Raw genomic sequence first — 19200 nt, 5'->3', positions numbered from 1 at the left:
GATTAGAGAGGGAATGGAATCAATATAGCGTGCAACGCAGCGCACAGCCAGCGGGCTGAGCCTTGGGTGTTGCCCGGGTGTTGTGCTGGGGCGCTGCAGCAGTGTGAGGTGTTTTTGGCCTCTTGCGCTCATGTGAAAAGCGCGGGCAGCTATTGAAATTATAGCTTTTGCGCTTTTCACGGCTTTCAGGACGCAGGGACAGCCCCCTCCGCAAGCCAGTCGCGCCGCACCAAAAAGCGCTGCGTGAGTTCAGCTTCGGCCGAATCGGCCGCGTCAGAGCGCTGGTAGGACCACGACACCAGCGGCGGCATAGACAGCAGGATGGACTCGGTGCGCCCGCCCGACTGCAGGCCGAAGTGCGTGCCCCGATCCCACACCAGGTTGAACTCGACATAGCGGCCCCGGCGGTACAGCTGGAAGTCGCGTTCGCGCTTGCCGTAGGGCGTGCCCTGGCGCTTCTCGACGATGGGCAGATAAGCGCTCAGGAACGCGTCGCTCACCGACTGCGTCATGGCTAGGCTCTGCTCGAAGCCCAGTTCCGAGAAGTCGTCATAGAACACGCCACCCACGCCGCGCTGCTCGCTGCGGTGCTTGAGGTAAAAGTATTCATCGCACCATTGCTTGAAGCGCGGGTACTTGTCGTCGCCAAACGGCGCCAGCGCGTCGCGGCAGGTACGGTGAAAGTGCACCGCATCCTCTTCAAACCCGTAGTACGGCGTGAGGTCCATGCCCCCACCAAACCAGCAGGTGGGCGCCTGCCCCGGATGGCCGGCGGCGATCATGCGTACGTTCATGTGCACCGTGGGCACATAGGGGTTGCGCGGGTGGAACACCAGCGACACGCCCATGGCCTCGAACGGTGCACCCGCCAGCTCGGGCCGGTGCTGCGTGGCCGAGGGCGGCAGTTGCGGGCCGCGTACGTGGCTGAAGCCACAACCGGCACGCTCGAACACGCGGCCGCCTTCCATGATCTTGGTGATGCCGTCGCCCTGCAGCGGCTCGCCGGGCGGCTTGCTCCAGGCATCGGCCAGAAAACGGGCACCGCCCTCGCCTTCCACGGATTCCAGCGCGTCGGTGATGCGCGCCTGCAGGCCCACCAGGTACGCGCGCACACGGGCCACCGTGTCGGCGGGGTTCAAAGTCTGGGCGTCTGCCATCAGCTTTTCAGGGCACGGAAGCCGATGTCGCGGCGGTACTGCGCGCCATCAAACTGGATGCCACGCGCCACGTCGTACGCACGTTGCTGCGCTTGCTTGACGCTGTCGGCCAGCACGGTAACGCACAGCACACGGCCACCCGTCACGCTCACCACGCCGTCCTTGAGCTGCGTACCCGCGTGGAACACCACGGCATCGTCCGCCTCAGCCGGCAGGCCGGTGATCGGGTCACCCTTGCGCGGGTTCTCCGGGTAGCCATGGGCGGCCATGACCACGCCCAGCGCGGTGCGGCGGTCCCATTGCAGTTCCATCTGGTCGAGCTTGCCGTCGGCAGCAGCGGCCATCACGTCGCTGAAATCGCTCTTCAGGCGCATCAGGATGGGCTGCGTCTCCGGGTCGCCCATGCGGCAGTTGAATTCGAGCGTCTTGGGCTGGCCCTTGGCATCGATCATCAAACCGGCATACAGGAAGCCGGTGTAAGGAATGCCATCCTTTTCCATGCCGCGGATGGTGGGCAGGATGATCTCGCGCATGGCGCGGGCATGCACGTCGGCCGTGACCACGGGCGCGGGCGAGTAGGCGCCCATGCCGCCGGTGTTGGGGCCTTCGTCGCCGTCCTTCAGGCGCTTGTGGTCCTGGCTGGTGGCCAGCGCCAGAACGTTCTTGCCGTCGCACAACACGATGAAACTGGCTTCTTCGCCTTCGAGGAATTCCTCGATCACCACACGCGCGCCGCCTTCGTTGTGCGTCACGCCATATTTGTTGTCCACCAGCATGAAGTCCACGGCGTCGTGGGCCTCTTGCAGCGTCATCGCCACCACCACGCCCTTGCCCGCTGCCAGGCCGTCGGCCTTGATGACGATGGGCGCGCCCAGGCGGTCCACAAAGGCGTGGGCGGCTGCCGGGTCGGTGAAGGTGTCATAGTCGGCCGTGGGGATGCCATGGCGGCGCATGAAGGCCTTGCTGAACGCCTTGGAGCTTTCCAGCTGCGCAGCCGCCTTGGTGGGGCCGAAGATGCGCAGGCCGTGGGCGCGGAACTCATCGACTACACCGGCGGCCAGCGGCGCCTCGGGGCCCACCACGGTCAGCGCGATCTTCTCGGCCTGGGCCCAGGTGCGCAGTTCGCGCACGTCGGAGATCGCCACGTTTTCGAGCTTGGGGTTCAGGGCCGTGCCACCGTTGCCGGGTGCCACATACACCTTGGTCACCTTGGGGGACTGGCTCAGTTTCCACGCCATCGCGTGTTCACGGCCGCCGCCACCAATCACAAGTACTTTCATAGGAGCCTTTGGTGAACCCGGCCCAGAGCGCTGCGCTGCTGGGTGGGGTTCGGGGGAATATCAGTCGGAAAACAGGTCAGGGCAAGAAAAAAAGCGGTGATCAACGGGTGCAAAGTCACAGCGCCGCGTTGTGGTAGACCTCCTGGGTGTCGTCCAGGTCTTCCAGTACGTCCAGCAGCTTTTGCATCTTGGCGGCGTCTTCGCCGGTCAGCTCGATGGTGTTTTCAGGCCGCATGGTCACGCCCGCCACTTCGGCCGTCAGGCCAGCGGCCTCCAGCGCGTTTTTCACGGCTTCAAAGTCGGCCGGGGCAGTCAGCACCTCCACCGCGCCGTCTTCGTCGGTCACCACGTCTTCGGCGCCCGCCTCCAGCGCCACTTCCATCACCTTGTCTTCGCTGGTTCCGGGGGCAAAAATCAGCTGGCCACAGTGCTTGAACTGGAAGACCACCGAGCCTTCGGTGCCCATGTTGCCACCATGTTTGCTGAACGCGTGGCGCACTTCGGCCACGGTGCGCACACGGTTGTCGGTCATGGTGTCGATCATGATGGCCGCGCCGCCAATGCCGTAGCCTTCGTAGCGGATTTCTTCGTAGGTCAGGCCTTCGGCGTTACCCGTGGCCTTGTCGATGTTGTACTTGATGCGGTCGGCGGGCATGTTGGCCGCCTTGGCCTTGTCCACCGCCAGGCGCAGGCGGGGGTTGGCAGACAGGTCACCGCCACCGGCACGGGCGGCTACAGTGATTTCACGAATGATGCGGGTCCAGATCTTGCCGCGTTTTTCATCCTGGCGCCCTTTGCGGTGCTGGATATTCGCCCATTTGCTGTGTCCTGCCACGAGAAGTCCTTTTGTATTGATTTAATCTAGTCGGTGGATTTTACTTTTTGCTGAACACAGGGAACCTCTGCACGCGTCGCGCGGAAAGTGTGCGCTGCGGGTCGGGATGGGCTGCCAGGCACAAAGCGCAGCAATAGCCGCAGCTATTGCGAGCATTTGTAACGCAGCAGACCGCCCGAGACCGCAGATGCACACGGCGCGCGACGCGTGCAGAGGTTCCCTCACCCCGAGGAAACCCGAAATGGCTGACCCCCTCCTGATTGCCAAGCACGACACCATCGAATGCCACCTGTTGCCCGGCCTGGCCAACCGCCACGGGCTTATCACCGGCGCCACCGGCACCGGCAAGACCGTGACGCTGCAAACCCTGGCCGAAAACTTCTCGCGCATTGGCGTGCCGGTGTTCATGGCCGACGTGAAGGGCGACCTGACTGGCGCCAGCCAGCCCGGGAAGATCGGCGACAAATTGGCAGCGGTGCTCAAAGAGCGCGGCCTGGATCTTCCAGAACCCTTGGCCTGCCCCACCACACTGTGGGACGTGTTCGGCGAGCAGGGCCACCCGGTGCGCGCCACGGTGTCCGACATGGGCCCGCTGCTGCTGGGCCGCATGCTCAACCTCAACGAGACCCAGCTGGGCGTGCTCAATCTGGTGTTCAAGATCGCCGACGACAACGGCCTGCTGCTGCTGGACCTGAAAGACCTGCGCGCCATGCTGCAGTACGTGGGTGACAACAGCAAGGAGTTCACCACCGAATACGGCAACGTCAGCGCCGCCAGCGTGGGCGCCATCCAGCGCGGGCTGCTTCAGATCGAGCAGCAAGGCGGCGACAAGTTCTTTGGCGAGCCCATGCTCAACATCCAGGACTTCATGCAGACGGTGGACGGCCATGGCGTGGTCAACATCCTGGCGGCGGACAAGCTGATGAACTCACCGCGCCTGTACGCCACGTTCCTCTTGTGGATGCTGTCTGAGCTGTTCGAGCAACTGCCCGAAATCGGCGACCCCGAGCAGCCCAAGCTGGTGTTCTTCTTCGACGAGGCCCACCTGCTGTTCAACGAGGCGCCCAAGGTGCTCATCGAGCGCATTGAGCTGGTGGTGCGCCTGGTGCGTTCCAAGGGCGTGGGCGTGTATTTCGTCACCCAGAACCCGCTCGACATCCCCGACAGCGTGCTCGCCCAGCTGGGCAACCGTGTGCAGCACGCGCTGCGCGCCTTCACCCCGCGCGATCAGAAGGCCGTGAAGGCCACGGCCACCACCATGCGGCAAAAGCCGGGCCTGGATATCGAAACCGCCATCACCGAGCTGGCCGTGGGCGAGGCGCTGGTGAGCTTTCTGGACGCCAAGGGCCGCCCCAGCGTGACCGAGCGCGTGTTTGTGCTACCCCCCGGCAGCCAGCTCGGCCCCATCACCCCGCAGCAGCGCCAGACGCTGATGGCCGGCTCGCTGGTGGCGGGTGTGTACGAAAAAATGGTGGACCGCGAGTCCGCCTACGAAAAACTCAAGGGCCGCGCAGCTGAAGCCGGCACGCAGGCAGGCAATGCATCGGGCGGTGGCAACGGCAAGGTGACCGCCGGCACGCCCGCCGAAGAAGGCGGCGGCCTGCTGGGCGGGCTGAACGATGTGCTGTTTGGCAGCACCGGCCCACGCGGCGGCAAACGCGACGGCCTAGCGCAGACCATGGCCAAGTCCGCCGTGCGTACCATGGGCACCACAATTGGCAAGGAGATTCTGCGGGGCGTGCTGGGCGGCATCTTTGGCGGCGGCAGCAAGCGCCGTTAACTCCGTTGGTATGGCGCCCGGCGTCATCAACCGGCGCCTCTCCCGCCCCCTGCGGCTTGCCTCTCTAGCAAAAGCACAGCACATGGCGCCTGTGACGGGTTGACGACACCCCGCAAGTCGTCACAAATCAGTCACATGGCTGCCGTGAAATCGCCATACACAACAACAAAAAGAAGGAGGGACGATGACACGGATCGAAAACGTTCTGCTGCGCTGGGGCGGCAAGGTCATGCTGCTGGCCATTGGGGTGTGGGTGGCAGCCATCCTCGGCATCTTTGCCGGTGCCTGGCGCCTGCGCTGGCCCTGGGTCCTGTACTTCATTGCCACCGTGATATTCACGGCGCTGGTGATCCAGTGGACCAACGCCGTGCGCCAGCGTTACATCCGCGAGGCTCCCCTGCCCCGCTTTCTGCAGCGCAAGCTGCGCGAAACCTACCCCCACCTGAGCACCCGCGACTGTGAACTGGTGGAACGCGGCCTGCGCCAGTTCTTCATGGCCTGCCTGCGCAGCAATCAGCAGTTTGTGGCCATGCCCTCCAAGGCGGTCGATGCGCTGTGGCACGAGTTCATCCTGCACACCCAGGCGTACAAGCTGTGGTGCCAGAACGCGCTGGGGTTCTTCCTGCACCACACCCCCGCCGAGGCGCTGGGCCACAAGGCGCGCCACAACGACGGCCTGCGCCGCTGCTGGTACTGGGTGTGCAAGGAAGAGTCCATCGACCCCAAGGCGCCCAGCCGCCTGCCCCTGCTGTTTGCGCTGGACGCCAAGTTCGCGATTGCCGGGGGCTTCAGCTACGTGCCCGATTGCTCCGACATCGCGCGCAAGAGCGACGCCGGCAGCAGCGGCGGCGACAGCTACTGCGGCACCAGTTTTTCGGACGGCAGTTACAGCGGCAGCTCGGGCGACTTTGGCGGCGCCGAGAGTTCGGATGCAGGCAGTGACGGCGGCGGGGATGGCGGGGGCGACGGCGGCGGTTGTGGCGGCGGCGGGGACTGAGCGCCTGGTCCACCCGACCCAATCGCCCCCGCCGGCGGCACAAAGCCAGCCCCAATCACTCTCTTTTTGATAGCTAACCAGGCTTGATGCACTAGCGCCTACAGCCAAAATTACCTGAAATCACGCCCAGTCACCCAGGCGACGACTGCGCCTGTGCCCACCGGTCTACAGTGGCACCCCATGAACACCCTCACCTGCTTTTCCCTCAGCATCACTGACCACGTGGCCCACTTGGTTCTGAACAAACCCGAGGCCATGAACACCATGCACCCCACCTTCTGGCGCGAGCTGGACACGGTGCTGGCCCAGCTGCACCAGGCGGGCGAGGCGCGGGCGCTGGTCATCAGCAGCACCGGCAAACATTTCAGCGCAGGCATGGCACTGGAGACCTTTGGCGGCGCCATCACTATGGACGACCAGAGCCCCGAGGGCCGGGCCGCCATCTTCGACCTGCTGACCGACATGCAGGCCACCTTCACCCGCATCGACAACCTGCGCATCCCGGTGATCATGGCCATCCATGGCGGCTGCATCGGCGGTGCGGTAGACATGGTCACGGCAGGCTGCATCCGCTACGCCACACAGGATGCGTTCTTCTGCATCCAGGAAATCAACATCGGCATGGTGGCCGACGTGGGCACGCTGCAGCGCCTGCCCAAGCTCATCCCGCTGGGTGTGGTCAAGGAGCTGGCCTACACCGGCCGCCGCCTGAGCGCGGCCAAGGCCCTGGACTACGGCCTGGTCAACGAGGTGTTCGACACGCAGGAGGCCTGCGTGGCCGCCGCACTGCAATGCGCCAAGGAGATCGCGTCCAAACCCCCGGTGGCCATCTGGGGCACCAAGCAGGCCGTGAACTACGCGCGCGACCACAGCGTGGAAGACAGCCTGCGCCAGATGGGCTGGCTGCAGGGCGCCATCTGGAGCAACCAGCATGTGCGCGAATCGGTCACGGCCATGAAGCAAAAACGCGCGGGCGAGTTCCCGGCCCTCACACCGCTGCAGCGGTTCAGCGAACTGGGTTGATGCGCTGAACAAGCACTGGCAGGCGCCGCCGCAGGCGAATCACGGTGGTCCCATCAACCCGCAGCGCGCGGCTGGCTCGGCAACGGAGCATCTGCCGGGATGGGGCAGACATAAGGCTGGCCACCTCGGCGCTGCAGCAATTCTGCCTTGGCCTGCTCGATCAGCTCCGGCTGCTCCAGCAACACAATCGCCGTGGCGGCCAGGATTTGCGCTGCGTGCACCATGCCCGCGTGTGCCAGCCCGGACTGCCCTTGCGACACCATCTGCCATGAATGCAACGGCGTGCCGAAGGCGTAGCAGGCCACCCAGGCCTGCACGGTGGGGGTGATCCAGCTCACGTCCGCCACGTCGGTTGAGCCGAACAGGGTTTCCTCGACGGCAGGGTCGTAGGGCGCGATGCCTTCGAAGATCGCCGGCATCTTGCCCCGCAGCACACTGGCCAGCGGGCGGCTGACCTGCTCGACATCGGCAGCGTCCAGCGTCGCCTGAAAATCCCCCGCCAGCTTGTGCTGCGCGGCATCGACCTTCAGCTGCCCCAGTGCCTGCATCTGCGCGTACATCACCTGGTTCAGCGTGCGGTTTTGCAGCAGGTTGGAGCAGGCCTTGTCGAACACGATTTCGACACGGCAATCCGTCATCAAGGCAGCACCACGCGCCACGTTCTGCACACGCTCATACAGCTCGGCGGCATCGCGGTTGTTGCGTGCGCGGATCAGGTACAGCACCTCGGCGCGCGCCTGAACCACGTTGGGTGATAACCCGCCCGAGTCGGTGACCGCATAGTGGACCCGCGCATCCGCAGGCATGTGCTCGCGCATGTAGTTCACACCGACATTCATCAACTCCACTGCATCCAGGGCACTGCGGCCCAGGTGCGGCGAGTGGGCCGCGTGCGAGGCGCGCCCGTGAAAGACAAAACGCGCCTGCACATTGGCCAGCGTGGCCTGGCTCAGCACCCCGGTAAAGCTGCCCGGGTGCCACGTCAGCGCCGTGTCCACATCATCGAAGACCCCTGCGCGTGCCATGAAGGTCTTGCCCGAGCCACCTTCTTCGGCCGGGCAGCCGTAGAACCGCACGCGCGCCTGCTGGCCCGAGCGGCGCAGGTGCTCTTGCAACGCAATGGCGGCAAAGTGTGCCGAGGTGCCCAGCAGATGGTGGCCGCAGCCGTGCCCGGCCAGGCCGGGGCTGTCCACGGACGGCTGGCACACCAGCGCACCGCTTTGCTGGTTGAGGCCCGAGAGCGCGTCGTACTCGCCCAGAAAGGCCAGCACCGGGCCTTCGTCGCCCCACTCCGCCATGAACGCGGTGGAGATACCGGCCACGTCGCGCGTGATCCGAAAGCCCGCTGCGGCCAGCCCGTCGATGTGCAGCTGGGCAGACCCGCGCTCGGCGTAGCGCAGCTCGGCCAGGGACCACACTCTGTCGGCCAGCCCCGCCATCCGGGGCCTCTCACGGTCAAAAAAATCCTGCAGATCCTGAATCGATTGCACGGCAGCAGTCATCGCACCGCCCCTTATTCAGGCTTCACGCCCAGCTTGTCCAGCAGCGCCTTGTTGCGCTGGAGGTCAGCGGCGATCTGCGATGCAAATTTGCTCTGGTCCATCTCCACCGCTGTCGCACCCATGGTCTTGAGGCGGCCTTGCACATCGGGCGAACGCAAGGCGCTGACCGCCGCGTCCTGCAGCCGCTTGATGATGGGCGCAGGCGTACCCGCAGGCACAACCAACCCGAACCAGCTCATCCCCAGCTCATTGAGGTCGGCGTGGCCCAGCTCCTTGAAGGTGGGCACATCCGGCAGCTCGGACACGCGGCGGTCGGCGGCTAGCACCATGGGCACCAGCTTGCCGCCCTTGATGTGCGGCATGGCCGAGGGCAGCTGGTCTGCCATCACCTGCACCATGCCTGCCAGGGCATCGTTGAGCGCGGGGCCATTGCCACGGTAGGGAACGATCTGGATATCGGTCTTCAAGGTCTCGTTGAACGACGCCATCATGAGGTGGCCCAGCGTTCCGAGGCCGGGCACGCCCACGCTGTAGTCGCCGGGCTTGGCTTTAACCTTGGCCATGAAGCCCTGGAAGTCCTTGACGCCCATGCTAGGGTGCACCATGTAGACCGAGGGCACAGTCACGAGCTTGACCACCGGTACCAGCTTGCCCTCCAGCTTGGCCGCGCGGGTGAAGATGGAAGGGTTGACCGTGGCCGTGCTCACCGTGGCCATGCCGATGGTGTAGCCGTCGGGCGCAGACTGGGCGATGGTCTCGGTGCCCAGCAGGCCGCCAGCACCCGCCTTGTTGTCCACCACCACCGATTGCCCCAGGCTGGCGCGCATGCCCTCGGCCACCACGCGGGCCACGATGTCGGTGGAGCCACCGGGGGCAAACGGCACGATCAGCTTCACAGGCTTGCTCGGGTAGTTGTCTGCAGCCTGCGCTGCCGGGGCTGCCACCAGCAGGGCGCAGGCAGCTGCGGCGCACAGTGTGGACACAACGGTCCGCCGTGCCAGAAACGAAGTCATTGTGGACATGGGTAGCGCTTTCGTGAATGGATGGATGGGTCTGGATCAGCGGGAAGGGCACGGTGCGCAGGGCCACCGGGCATGCCTGCTACTGATATCGACTATAGGAATTTCAGACTCTCTGCAGGTCGCGGTATTCTTCGAAAGGTATAAGCCTTGTCGATAGCTCCGACGGGATAGCAACCATCGCAGTGGCGAGTCACGCTGCTGCCGGATCTCTATCTATTCTCCTTATTCGCCAGTCTGGACAGGAGCCCCATGGCCCTCTCAACCCCACCCACCGATTCCGACAACCTGGACGACCCCGCGCCCCCGCAAGGGCAGGTGCTCTATGCCCGCCTGGCCCGCCACGCGCGCCTGCGCCAGTTGCAGCTGCTGGTGGCGCTGCAGCAGTGCGGCTCCGTCCTGCAGGCCGCCGCTTCACTGCACATGAGCCAGTCCGCCGCCACGCAGGCGCTGGCAGAGATGGAGCGCATCCTGGGCGTGCGCCTCTTCGAGCGCCATGCGCGGGGCATCCGGCCCACGCTGGCGGGCCAGACGCTGGTAGACACAGCCCGCGGAGTGCTCGCCGCGCTGGAGGAAGCGGCAGAGTCTCTGGCCGCCATCCGGCGCGGCGCTGCCGCTGCACTGCGCCTGGGCGCCACCCCCGCGGCCACGCAGGCCATCCTGTCGCCCTTGCTCGCAGAGTTCTACAAAACCCAGCCCCGGGTGCACATCGACGTCGAGGAGGACTCAAGCCAACGGCTGCTGCCGCTCTTGCTCAACGGCGGGCTCGACGCGGTGTTCTGCCGCGAGCCGGTGCTGCTGCCAGCGTCGTACGTTTTCAAGCCGCTGCAGCCCGATGAACCGGTGATCATGGCCAGCACCCGCCATCCCTTGGCCAAGCGCCGGGGCATCGCGCTCTCGGCGCTCAAGGATTCACGCTGGGTGCTGCCCACCGCCACCATCGCCGTGCGCGAGATCTTCGAGCGTGAAGTGCTGGCGGCCCTGCCCGATGCGCTGCAGTTCCCGGTGTCGACCGTCTCGCTCCCCGTGTTCGCCAGCCTGCTGAACCAGCCTGATGCCGTGGCGCTGGTCCCCCAGAGCATTGCGCCCGTGCTGCCGTCGGGCGCGCAGCTGTGCCAGCTGGATGTGCAGTTGAGCAGCCCCCTCCCCCCGTTGGGCGTGGTGCACCGGCGCGAGCAAATACCCGCCATGCTGATCCGGATGCTCAAAAGCTGGCGAAACAGGTAGCGCGATGGCCAAGCCCCACACATGCCGTGCCGTTACCTACCGTCGCTGGCAGGGCTGCGCAGCTCTGCCATCACTACGCATTTGATAGCAAATATCACCCAACCATCAAGCGGTAGCGGCCATTCTTATGCCAACAATCTGCTTGACGGGCTATCATGTACCCACCAGGGGCAGGCTGCGCCCCGCAGCGAGGACACCGCTATGACCGAGCACACCGCTCCCCTACCCACCTACGACGATGTGGCCGCTGCCGCGCACCGGCTCAAGGGCATGGCGCACCGCACGCCCGTGCTGCGCTCCAGCACTGCCGACGAGCGGCTGGGCGCCCAGCTGTTCTTCAAGTGCGAGAACCTACAGCGCACCGGCGCCTTCAAGTTCCGGGGCGCATTCAACACCCTGGCCCAGTTCACCGACGAGCAGCGCGAACGCGGCGTGCTCGCATTCTCGGCCGGTAACCACGCCCAGGCCATTGCGCTGTCGGCCCGGCTGCTGGACATGCCCGCCGCCATCGTCATGCCCGAGGATGCCCCCGCCTCCAAGATGGCCGCCACGCGCGACTACGGCGCCCAGGTCGTCACCTACAACCGCTACACCGAAGACCGCGAGGCCATCAGCCGCCGCCTGGCGCTGGAGCGCGGCATGACGCTGGTGCCCCCGTTCGACCACCCCCATGTCATCGCCGGCCAGGGCACGGCGGCCAAAGAGCTTTTTGAAGAAGTGCCCGACCTGGACTACTTGTTCGTCTGCGTCGGCGGCGGTGGCCTGTTGGCCGGCAGCCTGCTCGCCGCCGAGGCGCTCGCACCGCAATGCCGGGTGGTAGGGGTGGAGCCCGCAGCGGGCAACGACGGCCAGCAGTCGTTCAAAGCCGGGCATGTGGTGCAGATCCCCACGCCCCACACCATTGCCGACGGCGCACAAACCCAGGCGCTGGGCCAGCTCACCTTCCCCATCATCCAGCGCCTGGCCGACGACATGGTCACCGCCACCGACGAGCAACTGGTCGAGTCCCTGCGCTTTTTTGCCGAGCGTATGAAGATCGTGGTCGAGCCCACAGGCGCCCTGGCCTTCGCTGGGGCCCAGCACGGCAACGTGGACATCCATGGCGCGCGCGTCGGCATCCTCATCAGCGGCGGCAACGTCGATTTGTCGCGGCTGGCACGGTTTCTGGCAGACTAGCCCCCACTTTTTTACTCACCGCGCGGCAGAGCGCGCCGGTGCATCGGCACCGAGGCCTCTGCCCTTCTCCTTTCAGGTTCCCCATGAGCAACGTCACCGTCATCACCCACCCCCTCGTCCAGCACAAGCTCACGCTGATGCGCAAGAAAGACGCCAGCACCAACAGCTTTCGCCGCCTGCTGGGCGAGCTGTCCACACTGATGGCGTATGAAGTGACCCGCGACATGCCGCTGCAGGATGTGCAGATCGAAACCCCGCTGGAGACCATGACCGGCAAGATGATCGACGGCAAGAAGCTGGTGCTGGTCTCCATCCTGCGGGCGGGCAACGGCTTTCTGGACGGCATGCTCAACGTGGTGCCCGGCGCCCGTGTGGGCCACATCGGCCTGTACCGCGACCCGGCCACGCTGCAGCCCGTGGAGTACTACTTCAAGATGCCGTCCGAAATGGACGAGCGCGACATCATCGTGGTGGACCCGATGCTGGCCACGGGCAACTCGGCCGCAGCCTGCGTGGACCGCCTGAAAAAGCTCAACCCCCGCTCCATCAAGTTCGTCTGCCTGCTGGCCGCCCCTGAAGGCGTGGCCACGCTGCAAAAGGCCCACCCGGACGTGCCGATCTTCACCGCCGCCATCGACCGCGAGCTGAACGACCACGGCTATATCCTGCCGGGCCTGGGCGATGCGGGCGACCGCATTTTTGGCACCAAATAAGCGCACAGCGTCAGCGCCCGTGCACCAGCCACCGCAGGGCTTGCCGCCCAGCGGTGGCTTTTTTTCGTCACTGTGCCTCTCTGCGTTGCGTAGCAGCCCATTGCGGGCCCTACCCTGGTGGGGTACCGCAGGCTGATTTTCGGAAGCTCTGCACGCACGCACCATTTTTTTACCAACTGGTGGCTTTCCTCTGGCAGACTTGCCGCTGGTTTGCAGTTACACCGCCACCGACTGGCGCGCTCCTTGCTTGGTAGCAGCACACCCAACCTCCTTGTTTGCTTGTCTGAAGGAACCCCACCATGACCACTCGCCGCATCTTCACCGGACGCCTGCTCTGCACCTCCATGGCCCTCTCGGCCGCCATGGCGATGGCGCCCTCTTTGGCCTTCGCGCAGTCCAAGCTCAAGGTCGCGGCGATCTACACGGTGCCTTTTGAACAGCAATGGGTCAGCCGCATCCACAAGGCCCTGAAGGCCGCCGAAGCACGCGGCGAGATCGAATACAAGGCCAGCGAAAACGTCAGCAACGCCGACTACGAGCGCGTGATGCGCGAGTACGCCACCGGCGGCAACCAGCTCATCGTGGGCGAGGCCTTTGCGGTGGAAGCCGCCGCCCGCAAGGTGGCCAAAGACTTCCCCAAGACGTCCTTCCTGCTGGGCTCCTCCGGCAAACCGCAGGCGCCCAACTTCAGCGTGTTCGACAACTACATCCAGGAGCCCGCCTACCTCAGCGGCATGGTGGCCGGCGGCATGACCAAGACGAACAAGATTGGCATGGTCGGCGGCTTCCCCATCCCCGAGGTCAACCGCCTGATGCACGCCTTCATGGCGGGCGCCAAGGAGACCAACCCCAAGGTCGAGTTCACCATCACCTTCATCAACAGCTGGTTTGATCCCCCCAAGGCCAAGGAAGCCACCTTCGCCATGATCGACAAAGGCGCTGACGTGCTCTACGCCGAGCGCTTTGGTGTGAGCGATGCGGCCAAGGAAAAGGGCAAGCTCGCCATCGGCAACGTGATCGACACACAGCCGCAATACCCCGATACGGTGGTGGCATCGGCCATCTGGCACATGGAGCCCAGCATCGACCGCGCGCTCAAGCTGGTCAAGGAAGGCAAGTTCACCGCCGAGGACTACGGCCCGTACTCCATGATGAAGCACAAGGGCTCTGAACTCGCGCCCCTGGGCACGTTCGAGAAGAAGGTGCCTGCCGACATCGTCGCCAAGGTCAAGGCCAAGGAGGCCGACATCCTGGCCGGCAAGTTCACCGTGAAGGTGGACGACAGCCAGCCCAAATCGACGGCCAAGTAAGCACGGCGGGCGGTGGGCGCCCTGCCCGCTTGCCCTTTCTATTGCGTGAACAGGCCATCCTCACAACGCGGTGGCCTGTTTGTTGGATGCCCCCGCAATGAACCGCTGACAAGGCCCCATGACCTCACTTCCCGCCGCAAAAGCCTCGTTGGCTACCCGCTGTTCACGTCTTATGGGCGCTCTGGCACTGGCCGCCATGGTCGCAGGCTGCGCCGTTACAGCTCCCAGCAAGACGGCAGTACGGATGGACGACACCCCGCGCATCGCCGTCATCTCCGCCTTTGCGCCCGAGCTGACCGTACTGCTGCCCCAGGTGCAACAGCCCGCCAAGTACAGCATCAACGGCGTGGAGTTCACCACCGGCACGCTCGAAGGCAAGCCCGTGGTGGTGTTCCTCTCCGGCATCAGCATGACCAACGCGGCCATGAACACGCAACTGGTGCTGGACCGCTTTAACGTGAGCCATGTGGTCTTCAGCGGCATTGCGGGCGGCGTCAACCCCAGCCTGCACATTGGCGATGTCACGGTGCCCGCGCAATGGGGCCAGTACATGGAATGGCTGATGGCGCGCGAAGACCAACCCGGCCAGTACAGCGCCCCCGCCTGGATGAAAAGCGAGCTGACGATGCCCGCCTTCGGCATGATGCACCCGCGCCCCGTCGAAGTGCGCTCGGCCGCCCAGCCACAGCTCTCGAAAAAGTTCTGGTTTGAAGCCGACCCCAAGATGTTGGCCACCGCCCGCAGCCTGCAGAACGTGGGCCAGGAGCACTGCCTCGCTGCCACCTGCCTCAAGCAGCGCCCGCAACTGGTGGTAGGTGGCAATGGCGTGTCCGGCCAGGCGTTTGTAGACAACAAGGCCTTCCGCGAATACGCCTTCAAAACCTTCGAGGCCAACGTGCTCGACATGGAAACCGCCGCCACCGCCATGGTGGCACATAGCAACGGCGTGCCTTACATCGCCTTCCGCTCGCTGAGCGACTTGGCTGGTGGCGGCGAGGGCGAGAACGAAATGGGCACTTTCATGGGCCTGGCAGCCGCCAATTCGGCCAAGGTGTTGCGGGCGTTTCTGGCGGCCTGGAAATAGATGGACTCCCCCAACGCCCCTGTCCTGCGTCTGTCGGGCATCACCAAACGCTTCGGCAAGCTCGTCGCCAACGACAGCATCAGCCTGACCCTCGCACGCGGCGAAGTGCTGGCCCTGCTGGGCGAGAACGGTGCGGGCAAGTCCACGCTGATGTCCATCCTGTTCGGGCACTACGTGGCCGACGACGGCCAGATCGAAGTCTTCGGCCAGCCCCTGCCCCCTGGCCAGCCGCGCGCGGCGCTGGCGGCGGGCATTGGCATGGTGCACCAGCACTTCACGCTGGCCGACAACCTCACGGTGCTGGACAACGTGCTGCTGGGCAGCGAGCCGCTGTGGCAGCCTTTTTCGCGCCGCAGCGAGGCGCGCACCAAACTGCTGGTGGTGTCGCAGCAATTTGGTCTGCCCGTCAGCCCCGATGCGAAGGTCGGCAGCCTCTCGGTGGGCGAACGCCAGCGCGTCGAAATTTTGAAAGCGCTCTACCGGGGCGCCCGCATCCTCATCCTGGACGAACCCACCGCCGTGCTCACCCCACAGGAGAGCGAGGCGCTGTTCGACACCCTGGCGCAGATGGTGGCGCAGGGCCTGTCCATCATCTTCATCAGCCACAAGCTGGGCGAGGTGCTGCGCGTATCTCACCGCGTGGCCGTACTACGCCAGGGCAAGCTGGTGGCCGAGGCGCCTGCCCAGGGCACCACGCAGGGGCAGCTGGCGCAATGGATGGTGGGGCATGCGATTGAGGCGGCCGAGCGCCGCCCCGCCAAGAAGGTGGGCGAGCCCATCTGCACCCTGGCCAACGTCAGCACCGCCCCCACCGGGCGCGACCGGCTGAATGATGTGTCCCTCACCTTGCGTGCGGGCGAGATCGTGGCGATTGCAGGCGTCAGCGGCAACGGCCAGGTGGCGCTGGCCGACCTGCTGTGCGGCGTGCGCAGCGCCGCCATGGGCCAGGTCACGCTGCGCGGCGCACCGCTGCAAGCACGGCCCGCGTGGCTGGTGAACCAGGGCGTGGCCCGCATCCCCGAAGACCGGCACGCCGTGGGCGTGGTGGGCGACCTGCCCGTGTGGGAGAACGCGGTGGCCGAGCGCCTTCGCGGCCCCTGGTTTGCACACCCGTGGTTCCGCGCCTTCTGGGTCAAACGCCGCGCCGCGCGCCAGCACGCACAGCGTGTGGCCGAGACCTTTGACGTGCGCGGCGGCGGGGCCGATGCGCCTGCGCGGTCGCTGTCGGGCGGCAACATGCAAAAGCTCATCCTGGGCCGGGCGCTGATGCCGCCACAGGACGCAGCGGGTAACTCGGCCAAAGCGCCCCAGCTCATCGTCGCGCACCAGCCCACCTGGGGGCTGGACATTGGCGCGGTGATGTTTGTGCAGCAGCAGCTCATCAATGCGCGCGATGCGGGGGCGGCTGTGCTGCTGATCTCGGACGACCTGGACGAAGTGCTGGCGCTGGGCGACCGCGTGGCGGTGATGCATGACGGGCACCTGAGCGAGGCCCGGCCTGCAGAAGACTGGACGCGCGAAGCCATCGGCCTTGCCATGGCCGGTGCAACTCACTGAGCGACAAAAAAGAAAAATCCATGAGACTCGAAAAACGCAACCACACCTCCCCCGCCGCCTACGTGCTGGCACCTGTGGGCGCTGTGGTCTTCACCTTGATCGTCAGCGCCCTGCTGGTGCTGTGGGCCGGCGCGCCCGTGGGGCAGACCTACGCGCTGCTGCTGCAAGGCGCGTTCGGCTCGGTGTTTGCACTGACCGAAACCCTCACCCGCGCAACGCCGCTGATCCTCACTGGGCTGGCAGCGGCCGTGGCCTTTCGCGCGCGGCTGTTCAACATTGGGGCCGAGGGGCAGCTTTATGCCGGAGCGTTGGCCGCCGTGGCCGTGGGCGGCATGCACGGCGGCACGGGGCTGGAATGGTCGCCGTATGTGCTCTTCCCGCTGATGATGCTGTCGGCCGCGCTGGCGGGCGCTGCGCTGCTGCTGGGCCCGGCGCTGATGAAGGCGCGGCTGGGCGTGGACGAGGTGGTGACCACGCTGCTGCTCAACTTCATCATGCTGCTGCTGGTGTCGGCGCTGCTGGATGGGCCGATGAAAGACCCACTCTCCATGGGCTGGCCGCAGAGTGTGGCGCTGCAAGGTGATCTGGAACTCTCCAAGCTGGTGCCACAGACACGTCTGCACACGGGCCTGCTGTGGGCCGTGTCGCTGGCCGTGATGCTGTGGGCGCTGCTGGCGCGCACGGTGCCGGGGTTTGATATTCGCGCTGCGGGGGCCAATGCACGCGCTGCCGCGTTTGCGGGCGTGCCGATCACCCGTACCGTCGTGCTGGTCGCACTGCTCTCGGGCGGGCTGGCCGGGCTGGCAGGTGCCATCGAGGTGGCGGGTCGCACCAGCTATGTGACGCTCGACATGTCGCCCGGCTACGGCTACAGCGGCATCGTGATCGCCATGCTGGCTGGGCTGCACCCGCTGGGCGTGATCGCGGCGGGCACCTTTGTGGCGGGCGTGCTGGTGGGGGCCGACAGCATGAGCCGCGCGGTGGGCGTGCCAACCTACATTGCGGATGTGATCGTGGCGACGTCGTTGATTGCAGTGCTGGTAGCGGGCCTGCTGACCCAGTACCGCGTGCGGTGGAAGTGATGCAGCCATGACAAGCCGTGCACACCACAATTTCAAGCCAAATCGACCTGTAGTGCTGGTGAATAAAGCGCTAGCAGCTATTAAAATAGAAGCAAAACTCCACGGAGCAGCCGCATGACCGAACTGCTCGACATCCTCGCCAACCCCGCGTTCTGGATTGCCACCCTGCGGGTCGCCACCCCGCTCATCCTGGGCACCCTTGGGGTACTGCTGTGCGAGCGTGCAGGCGTGCTGAACCTGGGCATTGAAGGGATCATGGTGGCCGGGGCCTTCACCGGCTGGCTCACGGTGTATGCGGGCCATGGGCTGTGGACCGGGGTGCTGGTGGCGGCGCTCACCGGTGCGGTGTTTGGCCTGCTGCACGCCTGGCTCACCGTGGGGCTGGCGCTGTCGCAGCATGTGTCCGGCCTGGGCATCACGCTGCTGGCCACGGCGCTGAGCTACTACGGCTACCGCGTGAGCTTTCCCAAAGTGAACACGCCGCCCACCATTGAGCCCTTTGCTCCGATGGAGTGGCTGGGCATTCCTATCCTGTCGGCACAGACCCCACTCACGCTGCTGGCGCTGCTGCTGGTGCCCCTGCTGGCCTGGGTGCTGATGCGCACCCCGCTGGGCCTGGCGGTGCGCATGGTGGGCGAGAACCCACAGGCGGCCGAGGGCCAGGGCATCTCGGTGGCGGCCACGCGCACGGGCGCCATCGTTGCGGGCTCGGCGCTGATGGGCGTGGCGGGGTCCTTCCTCACGCTGTCGGCGTTCAACGCCTTTTTCTTCAACATGATCAACGGGCGCGGCTGGATCTGCGTGGCGTTGGTGGTGTTTGCATCGTGGCGGCCTGGCAAGGCGCTGCTGGGTGCACTGCTGTTTGCCTTCTTTGATGCCTTGCAGTTACGCCTGCAGCAGGCGGACGATGCCTGGCTGCCGTACCAGGTGTATTTGATGCTGCCCTACCTGCTGTCCATCCTGGCGCTGGTGCTGGTGGCGCGCAAGGCGGCGTATCCGCAGGCGCTGATGAAGCCCTACCGCAAGGGGGAGCGATGAGAAGATGCGAATGAGCCCACCACGCCCGATTCACTCACACCCTCTGATCGGACCACACCGCAAACTCGTTGCCACTGGGCTCTGTGAAATGAAAGCGCCGCCCGCCCGGAAAGTCGAACACCGGCTTGACCACATGGCCACCCGCCGCCTCCACCTTGGCCAAGGTGGCTTCAAGGTCAGCGCTGTAGAACACCAGCAAGGCGCCGCCAGTGGCTGGAGTGGAACAAAGGCTGGCGCGGAAGAAGCCGCCGTCCAACCCCTGGCCCGAGAAGGCCGTGTATTCGGGGCCATAGTCCACAAAGGTCCATGCAAAGGCCTTTTCAAAGAACGACTTGGTGGCGGGCACATTGCACGCGGCAAATTCGACGTAGTTCAACTTTTCATGTGCGTGCATCGGATGACCCTTTCTTCTTGAGACCC

The 19200-nt window shown here is 65.4% G+C and carries 17 protein-coding genes; 11 read left to right on the top strand and 6 right to left on the bottom strand.

The features are described from left to right. Positions 1–185 precede the first annotated feature (185 nt). The 3 genes from hemF to ACT531_RS18480 form a co-directional block, all read right to left on the bottom strand. Positions 186–1157 carry an oxygen-dependent coproporphyrinogen oxidase gene (gene hemF, locus ACT531_RS18490; RefSeq protein ID WP_476018358.1) on the bottom strand — a complete coding sequence of 324 codons (972 nt, stop codon included), beginning with the start codon at positions 1155–1157 and terminating at the stop codon, positions 186–188. Further along, positions 1157–2437: a phosphoribosylamine--glycine ligase gene (gene purD / locus ACT531_RS18485; protein WP_015014274.1), complete on the bottom strand. Its 1281-nt coding sequence runs from the start codon at positions 2435–2437 to the stop codon at positions 1157–1159. The genes hemF and purD overlap by 1 nt, the downstream gene beginning before the upstream one ends. Before the next feature lie 115 nt (positions 2438–2552). Beyond that, entirely contained in the window at positions 2553–3272 is a 720-nt protein-coding gene (locus ACT531_RS18480; RefSeq protein ID WP_015014275.1) for a YebC/PmpR family DNA-binding transcriptional regulator, read from the bottom strand. 241 nt (positions 3273–3513) lie between these two features. Between ACT531_RS18480 and ACT531_RS18475 the strand changes: the two genes are divergently transcribed. The 3 genes from ACT531_RS18475 to ACT531_RS18465 all read left to right on the top strand — a co-directional run bounded on the left by ACT531_RS18475 (position 3514) and on the right by ACT531_RS18465 (position 7072). After that, positions 3514–5052, top strand: coding sequence for a helicase HerA-like domain-containing protein (locus tag ACT531_RS18475; RefSeq protein ID WP_110958796.1), 1539 nt, complete (start codon positions 3514–3516; stop codon positions 5050–5052). A gap of 184 nt (positions 5053–5236) precedes the next feature. Continuing rightward, positions 5237–6049, top strand: coding sequence for a glycine-rich domain-containing protein (locus ACT531_RS18470; protein WP_476018357.1), 813 nt, complete (start codon positions 5237–5239; stop codon positions 6047–6049). A 180-nt stretch (positions 6050–6229) separates the two neighbouring features. Continuing rightward, on the top strand, positions 6230–7072 hold the full coding sequence (locus tag ACT531_RS18465) for an enoyl-CoA hydratase-related protein (protein ID WP_291444648.1): 843 nt from the start codon (positions 6230–6232) through the stop codon (positions 7070–7072). Positions 7073–7125: 53 nt separating this feature from the next. Here ACT531_RS18465 and ACT531_RS18460 read toward each other — a convergent pair whose 3' ends face one another. Further along, a complete protein-coding gene (locus ACT531_RS18460) occupies positions 7126–8574 on the bottom strand; it encodes a M20 family metallopeptidase (protein ID WP_476018356.1) in 1449 nt (482 codons plus the stop codon). Positions 8575–8585: 11 nt separating this feature from the next. Continuing rightward, complete coding sequence (locus ACT531_RS18455; RefSeq protein WP_015014280.1) at positions 8586–9587, bottom strand: tripartite tricarboxylate transporter substrate binding protein BugE; 1002 nt, start codon at positions 9585–9587, stop codon at positions 8586–8588. 258 nt (positions 9588–9845) lie between these two features. Here ACT531_RS18455 and ACT531_RS18450 point away from each other — a divergent pair, with 258 nt between their 5' ends. From ACT531_RS18450 to ACT531_RS18415, 8 genes are all read left to right on the top strand, one after another. Further along, the gene (locus ACT531_RS18450; RefSeq protein WP_476018355.1) at positions 9846–10820 is read left to right on the top strand and encodes a LysR family transcriptional regulator; all 975 of its coding nucleotides are present in this window, start codon (positions 9846–9848) and stop codon (positions 10818–10820) included. A gap of 201 nt (positions 10821–11021) precedes the next feature. After that, positions 11022–11996 (top strand): threo-3-hydroxy-L-aspartate ammonia-lyase, encoded by a 975-nt coding sequence (locus ACT531_RS18445; RefSeq protein ID WP_476018354.1) that lies wholly within the window; start codon positions 11022–11024, stop codon positions 11994–11996. An 83-nt stretch (positions 11997–12079) separates the two neighbouring features. Continuing rightward, positions 12080–12709, top strand: coding sequence for a uracil phosphoribosyltransferase (upp, locus tag ACT531_RS18440; protein WP_056062295.1), 630 nt, complete (start codon positions 12080–12082; stop codon positions 12707–12709). Positions 12710–13008: 299 nt separating this feature from the next. Continuing rightward, complete coding sequence (locus ACT531_RS18435) at positions 13009–14019, top strand: BMP family protein (RefSeq protein WP_476018353.1); 1011 nt, start codon at positions 13009–13011, stop codon at positions 14017–14019. A gap of 172 nt (positions 14020–14191) precedes the next feature. Further along, on the top strand, positions 14192–15103 hold the full coding sequence (locus ACT531_RS18430) for a 5'-methylthioadenosine/S-adenosylhomocysteine nucleosidase (protein ID WP_476018380.1): 912 nt from the start codon (positions 14192–14194) through the stop codon (positions 15101–15103). Next, entirely contained in the window at positions 15104–16660 is a 1557-nt protein-coding gene (locus tag ACT531_RS18425) for an ABC transporter ATP-binding protein (RefSeq protein ID WP_476018352.1), read from the top strand. A 20-nt stretch (positions 16661–16680) separates the two neighbouring features. Continuing rightward, positions 16681–17742 (top strand): ABC transporter permease, encoded by a 1062-nt coding sequence (locus tag ACT531_RS18420; protein WP_476018351.1) that lies wholly within the window; start codon positions 16681–16683, stop codon positions 17740–17742. A 114-nt stretch (positions 17743–17856) separates the two neighbouring features. Continuing rightward, complete coding sequence (locus tag ACT531_RS18415; protein ID WP_476018350.1) at positions 17857–18780, top strand: ABC transporter permease; 924 nt, start codon at positions 17857–17859, stop codon at positions 18778–18780. A gap of 34 nt (positions 18781–18814) precedes the next feature. On the opposite strand, the gene ACT531_RS18410 is transcribed toward ACT531_RS18415, so the two are convergent. Continuing rightward, positions 18815–19174, bottom strand: coding sequence for a VOC family protein (locus ACT531_RS18410; protein ID WP_476018349.1), 360 nt, complete (start codon positions 19172–19174; stop codon positions 18815–18817). Between the last annotated feature and the right edge of the window lie 26 nt (positions 19175–19200).

It is taken from the genome of Acidovorax sp. DMC1 (genome assembly GCF_056314325.1).
This window is presented reverse-complemented; position numbering and strand designations above follow the sequence as displayed.

Excerpts from the sequence above, each read along its gene's own strand:
- purD (WP_015014274.1), bottom strand. The coding sequence starts at position 2,437 with ATGAAAGTACTTGTGATTGGTGGCGGCGGCCGTGAACACGCGATGGCG.
- ACT531_RS18450 (WP_476018355.1), top strand. The coding sequence starts at position 9,846 with ATGGCCCTCTCAACCCCACCCACCGATTCCGACAACCTGGACGACCCC.
- ACT531_RS18470 (WP_476018357.1), top strand. The coding sequence starts at position 5,237 with ATGACACGGATCGAAAACGTTCTGCTGCGCTGGGGCGGCAAGGTCATG.
- ACT531_RS18460 (WP_476018356.1), bottom strand. The coding sequence starts at position 8,574 with ATGACTGCTGCCGTGCAATCGATTCAGGATCTGCAGGATTTTTTTGAC.
- hemF (WP_476018358.1), bottom strand. The coding sequence starts at position 1,157 with ATGGCAGACGCCCAGACTTTGAACCCCGCCGACACGGTGGCCCGTGTG.
- ACT531_RS18420 (WP_476018351.1), top strand. The coding sequence starts at position 16,681 with ATGAGACTCGAAAAACGCAACCACACCTCCCCCGCCGCCTACGTGCTG.
- ACT531_RS18425 (WP_476018352.1), top strand. The coding sequence starts at position 15,104 with ATGGACTCCCCCAACGCCCCTGTCCTGCGTCTGTCGGGCATCACCAAA.
- ACT531_RS18475 (WP_110958796.1), top strand. The coding sequence starts at position 3,514 with ATGGCTGACCCCCTCCTGATTGCCAAGCACGACACCATCGAATGCCAC.
- ACT531_RS18435 (WP_476018353.1), top strand. The coding sequence starts at position 13,009 with ATGACCACTCGCCGCATCTTCACCGGACGCCTGCTCTGCACCTCCATG.
- ACT531_RS18455 (WP_015014280.1), bottom strand. The coding sequence starts at position 9,587 with ATGACTTCGTTTCTGGCACGGCGGACCGTTGTGTCCACACTGTGCGCC.
- upp (WP_056062295.1), top strand. The coding sequence starts at position 12,080 with ATGAGCAACGTCACCGTCATCACCCACCCCCTCGTCCAGCACAAGCTC.
- ACT531_RS18445 (WP_476018354.1), top strand. The coding sequence starts at position 11,022 with ATGACCGAGCACACCGCTCCCCTACCCACCTACGACGATGTGGCCGCT.
- ACT531_RS18415 (WP_476018350.1), top strand. The coding sequence starts at position 17,857 with ATGACCGAACTGCTCGACATCCTCGCCAACCCCGCGTTCTGGATTGCC.
- ACT531_RS18465 (WP_291444648.1), top strand. The coding sequence starts at position 6,230 with ATGAACACCCTCACCTGCTTTTCCCTCAGCATCACTGACCACGTGGCC.
- ACT531_RS18430 (WP_476018380.1), top strand. The coding sequence starts at position 14,192 with ATGGGCGCTCTGGCACTGGCCGCCATGGTCGCAGGCTGCGCCGTTACA.
- ACT531_RS18410 (WP_476018349.1), bottom strand. The coding sequence starts at position 19,174 with ATGCACGCACATGAAAAGTTGAACTACGTCGAATTTGCCGCGTGCAAT.